This window comes from Bradyrhizobium sp. ISRA430 (genome assembly GCF_029909975.1).
In the GTDB taxonomy this organism is placed as follows: Bacteria; Pseudomonadota; Alphaproteobacteria; order Rhizobiales; family Xanthobacteraceae; genus Bradyrhizobium.
In genome coordinates this window covers 7,095,296-7,103,837 of the sequence record NZ_CP094516.1, presented here as the reverse complement: position 1 = coordinate 7,103,837, position 8,542 = coordinate 7,095,296, and the positions used below count along the sequence as shown (strand labels likewise).

5 protein-coding genes are annotated in these 8,542 nt (G+C 57.8%); 1 reads left to right on the top strand and 4 read right to left on the bottom strand.

Going from position 1 to position 8,542, the window contains the following annotated elements; translation table 11 throughout:
• Positions 1-297: 297 nt before the first annotated feature.
• The 4 genes from MTX21_RS33625 to MTX21_RS33610 all read right to left on the bottom strand — a co-directional run bounded on the left by MTX21_RS33625 (position 298) and on the right by MTX21_RS33610 (position 7,117).
• A complete protein-coding gene (locus MTX21_RS33625) occupies positions 298-1,209 on the bottom strand; it encodes a DUF1579 family protein (protein ID WP_280968837.1) in 912 nt (303 codons plus the stop codon).
• Between the two features lie 491 nt (positions 1,210-1,700).
• The gene (locus tag MTX21_RS33620) at positions 1,701-2,078 is read right to left on the bottom strand and encodes a hypothetical protein (RefSeq protein WP_280968836.1); all 378 of its coding nucleotides are present in this window, start codon (positions 2,076-2,078) and stop codon (positions 1,701-1,703) included.
• A 72-nt stretch (positions 2,079-2,150) separates the two neighbouring features.
• The gene (locus MTX21_RS33615) at positions 2,151-3,770 is read right to left on the bottom strand and encodes an ATP-dependent Clp protease adaptor ClpS (RefSeq protein ID WP_280968835.1); all 1,620 of its coding nucleotides are present in this window, start codon (positions 3,768-3,770) and stop codon (positions 2,151-2,153) included.
• Between the two features lie 1,034 nt (positions 3,771-4,804).
• Positions 4,805-7,117 carry a S9 family peptidase gene (locus tag MTX21_RS33610; protein ID WP_280968834.1) on the bottom strand — a complete coding sequence of 771 codons (2,313 nt, stop codon included), beginning with the start codon at positions 7,115-7,117 and terminating at the stop codon, positions 4,805-4,807.
• A 727-nt stretch (positions 7,118-7,844) separates the two neighbouring features.
• Between MTX21_RS33610 and MTX21_RS33605 the strand changes: the two genes are divergently transcribed.
• A complete protein-coding gene (locus MTX21_RS33605) occupies positions 7,845-8,363 on the top strand; it encodes a recombinase family protein (RefSeq protein ID WP_280968833.1) in 519 nt (172 codons plus the stop codon).
• Positions 8,364-8,542 lie beyond the last annotated feature (179 nt).

Genomic DNA, 8,542 nt, shown 5'->3' with positions numbered 1-8,542 from the left:
CTGACAGTTTTCCCCGGAGAAAGCACTGGCCTCACATGGATGAGAGAGCCGCTCGCGCATCCGCCGGCCTGCGTCAGAACGGCCCCCTCCTCGCCCATGCCATACCGGCACATCATCAAAGCGGCCGCTGCTAGGACAGCGGCGTCATGCGGCTGACCGCTATGATCCGATAGAGAGGAGACCAGTCTAGACTTGAGTCTAATCTCAACCCGTCCGCTTGTCTCCCTTCGTGGTCGGAAGACAGTGTCGTCCAACCACGCTGCTGGCGATTGGGCTGTCATGTCTGCTCACGCGACGTTATCTCACGCTACCTGGATGCGATAAGGCTGGCGGATGCGACAACGCGCCTGGGTGGGATAGCGCACCCGGATGCGACAATGCAGCCGGGTGTGACAATGCTCCAGGATGAGACAGTGCCGCCGGATGCGAGAATGCAGCCGTGTGCGATAGCGCTCCAGGATGCGACAGTGCAGCAGGGTGCGATATGGCAGCCGGATGCGATAGTGCGGCGGGATGCGACATTGCCGCTTGGCTTGCCCCACCAAGGCTTGCTTGCGGTACAAAAGCTGAAGCAGCCGTGTCATGTATCGATGGGCCGCGGGGCCCGGCACGGGTGTAATGGTTCTCCATTACGACAGTCTCTTTCCCGTTCACGTTGGCTGAAAACGTCAGTATCCACTCATCGTTCGAAATGCGGTTCTCCTTCAAACTGAGAGGAATGCCGGCTGCTTGCTGCTCGCTTGTGGATTTCGCTGCAGCGAGCGAGCTCCCTGCGGGCCCCAAGAAGCTGACGTCGGCGGGCTGCGACTGCCAAACACGCTCGGTTATGGAAGGTCGGCCGGCTGCATCCACAATGGCCGCATTGACTGAGCGCGTGGGTTGGCCATGCATGCTCATGAGACCATCGTGACTGAGATTATCAATCCAGGCGGATTCGTAACGACGCTTGCTCAGATTCCATGTAAACAGACCAGCGCCTTGAAAATCCCCTGTGGGCCCGTGCAGCTCAAGCGTAAGGATGACCGCAAGTCCATCCATTAAGACTCGAGATACGCACGTCCCAGAGTTCACGATCGGCGTATCACCCTTCGCCCCGATCCACTGCTTCTGCGTGACGTTCCAGTCGCCCTGGAACTCCGTTATGGCCCGATGTTCAGCAGACACCGTTGCGCGCGGCATCGCAGCCGGCGCTCCTTCGCTCCCGGTCATTCTACTTCTCCCTGATGACGATGCAGTTTTAGGTCTTGAACCGCGAACCCTTTTGTCAAACCGCTCCCGCTTCCTCGGCGCACAGCGGAAAATAGCGCTTTAGCTCAGGATAGTAGGCGCTCTAGAAAACAATCAGTAATACGTGCATCAACAGGTTGTATCTTACACCATCGGCCACCCGAATCAACGAGACAATAAAAAATTCATCGTCCAGGACAAAAAGACAGGCGAGCGAGCACAGAATGCTGCTGCAGCGCGGCAAGCCTTGTGTGCTCTTCAGTCGTTTGCTGAGAGTACGCTTGCCATTTGCGGGCATGGATTGGCACAGCCGATTGGGGAATGGACAACACTCCACGCTTGGGCACGCTCATCGTGACGTGCGAAACACTCGATCGAACCCGCAAAGTTCATCTTCCGTGGAAGGCGGATTACTTTCCGTCATAGCATCGCGAAAATCAGACAGCTCGCGGGCACCGACGAGAACGTGAAGTTTATTGGGCATCCGGCACGGCGGTAACGTCGAGCGCGCCAATGCTGGTCTGACGGAAGCCCAACTGCGCTCTCTGAGCGGCCACAAGAAGGCGGGCACCATGATCCGGTAGGAGACACACCTTCCGCCGCATCATTGCTAATCCCAGTCCACGGCCCGGCGCGTGATGGCATGCATGGCACAGATGTTCAGCGCTATCGGCGGAAAGCACGTGGTCCCGGAACCGGGCACGAACAATCAAAATCCGATCACTTGTTGACACGCGGCGGTTCACCGGAAAGCATGCCGCCTCATGGTCCGCCTGCATGCGCTGACGCACGAGCCGCCTGCGGGATCCCAACTCGCCGGTCAGCTCGCCGCCGATCTGAACGTCGGCCAACTGACCTATTTTGGACAACTGCGCGCACACTTTGTGGCCGCTCCTGCCCCTTGTCGCGGCTCACGGTCCAGCTTACTCGGCCCGCGATCCGCGCCCCCTCATCGGCAGCATATCGTCCAGCGCCTGATCGATATCATTGCAGATGACCGTTTTGCCGCCATCGCGCGCGATGGACGATTGCGCGATGCGCCGCATGAACTCCTTGATGAAGGCGGCGCTGAGGCCCTCGCTCTGTCGCACGGCTTCATTGACAACAGCCTCCGTGAGTGGAAGGCCTTTGCCATAGAGCCGCACCAGCTTGTCGCGGCCATGAGCATCAGGTAAAGGCACCTCGATGACCTGGTCGATCCGGCCAGGCCGCGCCGCGATCGCGCCCTCGAGCTCTTCCAATCGGTTGGTGGTAAGTAAGAACAGGATGTCGGCATCCTCCTTCAGCCCATCCATCTCATTGAGCAGCCTGTTGAGCAGTAATTCTTCGCGCGCGTCTCGCATCTCATTGCGGTCGCGCGCGATCAGATCGACGTCCTCGATCACCACCAATACCGGCTGCAACAGCCGCGCGAGGTTCATATATTCACCGAGCGCACCGACCTCCCCGGCTGCCATTATTAGAGTGGTCTGATCAGCCAGGTTAGTTGCGAGGTATCGGATCGTGTGGGTCTTGCCGGTGCCGGGCGGGCCATAAAGCAAGATGCCCTTGCGTGTCGATTGGCCGAGCCGGCGCAGCGCATCGCGCATTCCGACAAAGCTCAATACATTTCCATCGAGCAGTTTGAGCACCTTTTCGGGCAGGATCACGTCCGCGCGGTCTACCCGGGGCCAACGATGCACCGTAACGCCGCGCGAACGGCCGCTGTAATTCGAATCGCTCTCGAGGGACAGGATCTTGCCACGGTACGATCCGGCGGATCGTACCGCTCTCTCCAGTTCAACGAAGCAGTGCTGCGCGAAAGACTCGCCGGCCCCGCCGGCGGGCACCGCGACCTCAATGTGCATCATCTCCTCTGGGTCGGTCCCGCATTGTTGCACTGGCTCGCGGTAATAGTACAGCACGACAGCGTAACGAAACTCGTTCGCCTCGGATAGCCACAGCCCATTGTGCAGGCATTTGACTGGCGTAGCCTCGCCGATGTCGATCTCGTGGTATTGTGGCGACGCCAGCAAGACGGCATCGTCTCCGGCGCGCCGGAGCTCCGCGAATGACAGCTTCTCCAAAACCCATCGCTGATGCAGGCCAAAGAAGCGGACCGGCGAAGCGAACAGCTTGTCGATTGCGATCTGGATGTCCGCGCGCATGTGGCCGGGAAATTGCCGCACCATAGTCACGAGGCTGTTCGGCGGGATATCAGCGAAATGCCAGGCAACCGCGTCACGGGCCAATTCGAAGTGGATTTCGGACGGATCTGGCGCCTCGGTTTCGCCAACAGGCTCGGAGGTGATTTGCAACGTATGTCCTTCAGCTCGGATTCGTTCCTGCGCCGCATCGAAGAGCGCCTTTGCAACTGACGGTGGGAAGGGGCCGCACGCGGCCTTGTCCCGCCGTTCGATCAACATGGAAAGGGCGTAGGCATCGCGCTGATGTCTGCCGAACACCTCCCGGAATAGATCCGCCACGAAACCGCGCGGCGTCTTACCGCCATCTTGAAAAACCAGCTGTACAGACTCGGGCACAGTGCAAACTTGATGACCCATTTGAAGCTCCTAGTATGAGTGAAACGGTTTGTCGTTGGCCTTACTTCGCCTGATGCGCTCCATTCGACGCGCGGTTGTTAGAGGAACTTGCGCTTTGCCGTCCAGGCGCCATTCAGCCGCATGGACTGCCGGAGAACTCATTGGCGGCTCACGGTGCGCCCCATCAAGGCCGGCGTCGATTGGGCCGAATGGCGCAATCGACTGCGATAGCCGAGTAAGGACGCGCAGGACCCGCCGGACCACACGCACAATCGCGTAGTGGACCCGGTCGACGGCATGTTTGGGCTTTGTCAGTATCCTCACAATTGTGCTCTCTCCTACAGTCCTTGAAAAGACGCGCCGGCGCTGGTGTAATTGGCGAATGATGTCACTGCTTGTCATCAAGCCCCTCTCGTTTCCGGATCTTTCAGCAAATTGCATGCCGGTCGCGAAAACGACTCTCAAACTGTTCTTTGCAGGAGAATCGGTACCTGCCCAGGAGCATGAGCTTCGCTTCTTGAAGCTCGCGAGTTGCAAGATTGGCGAGCGGAAATTCACGCGCATCGCGGTTCTGCCGACGGCACTAACCACACTCTGGCCGGACTTTTCGCAACCGACATCCCCCCTTTTGGACAAGCGCTAGCTATAGGCCCCGCCGCGCCAGGATACGGCCGCACTGGCGCTAACAATCGCACCACCGATCACCACGATGTCCGCTGACTTGGGCTGCGCCTCATCACTGCTGATGTGGTGGATGGCCTGCAAATGTCGGGAAACGCGAAGGCGTCATCAACTGTTAGGTACCCAGCCATGGGATCCTGTTGAAGTGCAACGCCCTCAATATGCTTATCTATGAGTTGGTGCGAAGGACTTGGTACATCCCCCACTCATGATCCGTTACATCCAAGAGGTAAACCATTCCGCTCTCTGCTGTTGAGCTTCTACGCGGCGTCTTCCGATCTGCCCGCGAACTGAAGGTGCCCATGACCTACCGTCATCCGCGCTTCACACGAACGCTGACCGGGCCAAAATCGTCCCGCCGTAGAACGCGGACATCACTTGTGAGATTCGATCGAGCTAATTAGTTGTTGGCGATCGCGTCCTCGCATCCAGCACCGGCTCAGCGGCTCGATCGAAGCCGCGTTCCAGTTAGGTGGTATCTGCCAAAGAATGTTGCGAACGAAGAAATCCACGAGCTTTAGTTTGCAGTAATTGCCTGGCACTCCGTGGTTTCCGTTCGGCACCACAAGCATGTCGAAGAATTTTCCTGCGTCGATAAGACGATCGGCAAGTTGGAAGGTGGACGACGGATCGACGTTTTCATCCAGTTCGCCGACAATCAGCAACAGCTTACCTTGTAATCGGTGCGCGTTGTCGACGGAGGAGGATTGTGAATATTCGATGCCAACCGGCCAGCCCATCCACTGCTCATTCCACCAGATCTTGTCCATTCGGTTGTCATAGCAACCACAATTAGCGACACCTACCTTGTAGAACTCAGAATGGAAGAGGAGTGCGCTCACCGCATTCTGACCACCGGCGGACGCACCAAAAATGCCAAGGTTTGAAATATCGTACCACGGATAGTTTGCGCTTGCCGCCTTGTGCCACAGGATTCGATCGGGAAGGCCACCGTCCTTCAGATTTTTCCAGGCGACGTCGTGGAACGCTCGCGAGCGGTTGTTCGTCCCCATCCCATCGATCTGTACAACGACGAATCCAAGTTGCGCGAGCGGCTCGGCCGAGGCTGAGAATGACTTCGGAACGAAAGAACCGTGAGGGCCAGCATATATTCTCTCTACGACCGGATATCGCTTGGTTTGATCGAAATTAGTGGGAAGGTGAATGACACCCCAAATATCAGTCTCGCCATCTCTCCCCTTCGCATGAAAGCTGAGCGGCGGCGTCCAGCCAGCAGCCACGAGCTCCGAAATGTCGGCGCTTTCGACCTGCATGAGCTTCGAATTGTCACTGGTTCGGTATAAGACCAAGCTCGGCGGAAGGTCGATTCGTGAACACAGGTCTACATAGTAGCGGCCATCTGGCGAGAACTCGATGTGATGATTTGCCGCTCCAGGCGTGAGCGCACTCAGGCCCGTCCCGTCAAAGTCGATTCGGTACCCATGGATGAAGTAAGGATCTTCGCTTGCGTTCATTCCGCTCGCGCCAAACCAGATCTGGCGCCTAACCGGATCAACAAAATAGACCGTGCGGACCACCCAATTGCCTCTGGTGATCTGATTTTTAAGCTCGCCGGTTCGGCCATCGAAAAGGTAGAGATGCTCGTGTCCGTCGCGCTCGGACGCCCAGATGATCTCCTTCCCGTCTGCGACGTTATACTGAAAGATTTTGCCAGTGCACTCCTGGTCCATGTTCAGTGGCTGATAGTCGATGAAGGTCTTGCTCCACTCATCGATCAGCGAGCGGACTTCTCCGGTGGCTGCTACCACTTCTAGAAGGCGATAGAGCTGATGACCTCGTTGATTATACTTAAAAGTGAAACCTCGACTGTCCTCCCACCACTCGATCGGCGAAAGTTCGTACGGATTTCGGAATAGATTGTTGTCGAGTTGGATCTCGCGTCGGCTGCCGATCTCAAAGAGCACCGGATGTGATACTGTCAACAGGTCGCCAGGTTTAGGATACGTCATCGTCCGGCGCCTCGGATGAAGCTGGTCGGTCGGCGACGATTCGACGAAATGAATCTTACGCTCGTATCCGGGGCGGAACCGGTATCCCGCAAGATAGCGCGAGTTCGGAGACCAACTCAGTGTCGACAACCCATAGTAGTTGCTTTCGGATCCGTCCCAGGTCAAGGGCATGTCCTGCGGGCCATCCTTGCTGCACAGGAATAGATTGTGCCTATTGATATAGGCCAGCCATTTACCATCAGGAGACGCGCTTTTTTCCTTCGGATCATTTTCTACCGGAGGGCTGCCATAGGGGTTCTCCTCATCGACTTTGGAGGAAGCGCTCTGGCTTAGACAAGTGTAGCTCACAAGATCGCAGCTCCACCTGGTGCTATCGATCTCGAAGCTGATCTCGCGACCATCGCTAGCCAGGTCGAAGCGACAGAATGGCAGATTGTCAGCGTCGTAATGCCTCTGCGTTGCTCGGGTGAGGGCGGCAGCCACCTTATCATGATCAAAGGCCAGCTGTTTTGCGCCCTTGACAGCGTTCACGAGGATGAATTGGCGCCGGCCCCTTACGCTTCGGCAATAAGCAAAGGCCTCACCATCTGACATCCAGAACGGCACGTCCGCGACATTGACCGTGAGCTGAGCATAGTAGCCGTTAATCGAGAGGGCTCGTTCGTAATCCGCTACCTGCAGGATCTCGTGTCCCAGTGTGTCTTTCCGGCGGTTCACGGCTTCCTCCTCCTCTGAGCTAACGGAGCGATCGTTAAGGTGCCCCGTATACGAAAGGAGCAATAAGGCTCGCTGAGGGTGCGGCTAAGTCGTGGGCCGAAAGATCTCCAGTGCGCTTTCGGTTCAATCCCCCTTGAGCTCCGTTCCAAGTCCTCCCTGCAGAAATGATGCCATCGAAGCTGCAGGCGCTATTACATTGTTTCTGATCCCCTTGGCGGTTAGAGCACAAGAGTAACGCGAACACGAATGTGTAAAATCAAACACAGAATCGAGTTCGGCAGTATCGGCAGGTCGAGCGAACAAGGTTAGGCAGCGGTCATCTCCCGCAGCCGTGACTCTCGAGAAATATCACCCTGCTTCGGACGCGAGTGCGAGGGCATACAAGCACACGCGACCTTGCACAGTTGCGCCAACAGCACGCGGTTTCAAGTGGCATGTAAGGGTGCCAGATCCTCCGAGCCGGCGCGGATGTCCGTTGCGGTCTCGAGGACATTGTTCGAAGGACATCGAACGTGTTTGATGCAATCTTGGCTGAATTGCTTCAATCCTGTCACGGGGCGCTACTCTTGTCGCGGGCTACGCTTACTGAGCATCGGTTTCCACCAGAGTGCTTTGGACCGGCCCAGGAACATATCGTCCTGCACTCCGGCGCTGGGCCCCGTCTTTGGAGGCCGTTTCAGGATTCGCCACGCGGCCCTCGCGGCCGCGGGCGCGGGGATGCTGATTCATGGCCGGCCCACATTTCAGTGCCCGTTGGCAAAGCGGGACAAACGCGCTCAGCGAGACAATGCGCAAACTCGTGCGCGCCCTTGCCCGCGCCGCAGCGATAGCCGCCAGAATCAGCAGAACCGTCAAACCAGTGCAGGCGATGATGATGAGAGCGGCGATCTACACAATGTTTAGTGAGAATGAAAAGCAGAGCGGCAAGTCGATTGAGGATCAGGTCGCGCTGTGCCGCGCATTCTGCAAGCGTGAGGGTCACATCGTCGTTGAGGTCTACTCCGATCACGGCATTTCCGGCCCCTCCACCGTCAACCGCACGGGCTTTCAGCGCCTGATGCCGAATGCCAGGAGCCGGAAGTTCGATGTGATCGAAGTCTTTCGACCCCATCTCAGGCGACCTCGAAGGCCTGGGCGGCTTTCACAACGAACCAGGTCTGCCGGCGTCCAGGTGATCGCTGTCCAGGACAACATCGTCGCTGACGATCTCCAGGTCGGCGTCAAAGGTCTGTTTGCCTGTTCTTGAGGGATTTGGCCCACAAAACCCGGCGCGGTCAGGCCGCGTCATTCGCGACGGGCGCCGCCACGGCGGCCGGAGCTACGACCACCACCCGCCCCGCGCAAAGCCGGAGAGGTTGAGATCGACGAAGCGGAAGCTGCGATCGTCCGGCAGATTTCCGCGGACTACCTCGACGCCCGGTCTCC

What these genes read in the sequence shown, in the direction of transcription:
- MTX21_RS33625 (WP_280968837.1), bottom strand. Translation starts at nt 1,209, where the DNA reads ATGACCGGGAGCGAAGGAGCGCCGGCTGCGATGCCGCGCGCAACGGTG.
- MTX21_RS33615 (WP_280968835.1), bottom strand. Translation starts at nt 3,770, where the DNA reads ATGGGTCATCAAGTTTGCACTGTGCCCGAGTCTGTACAGCTGGTTTTT.
- MTX21_RS33605 (WP_280968833.1), top strand. Translation starts at nt 7,845, where the DNA reads ATGGCCGGCCCACATTTCAGTGCCCGTTGGCAAAGCGGGACAAACGCG.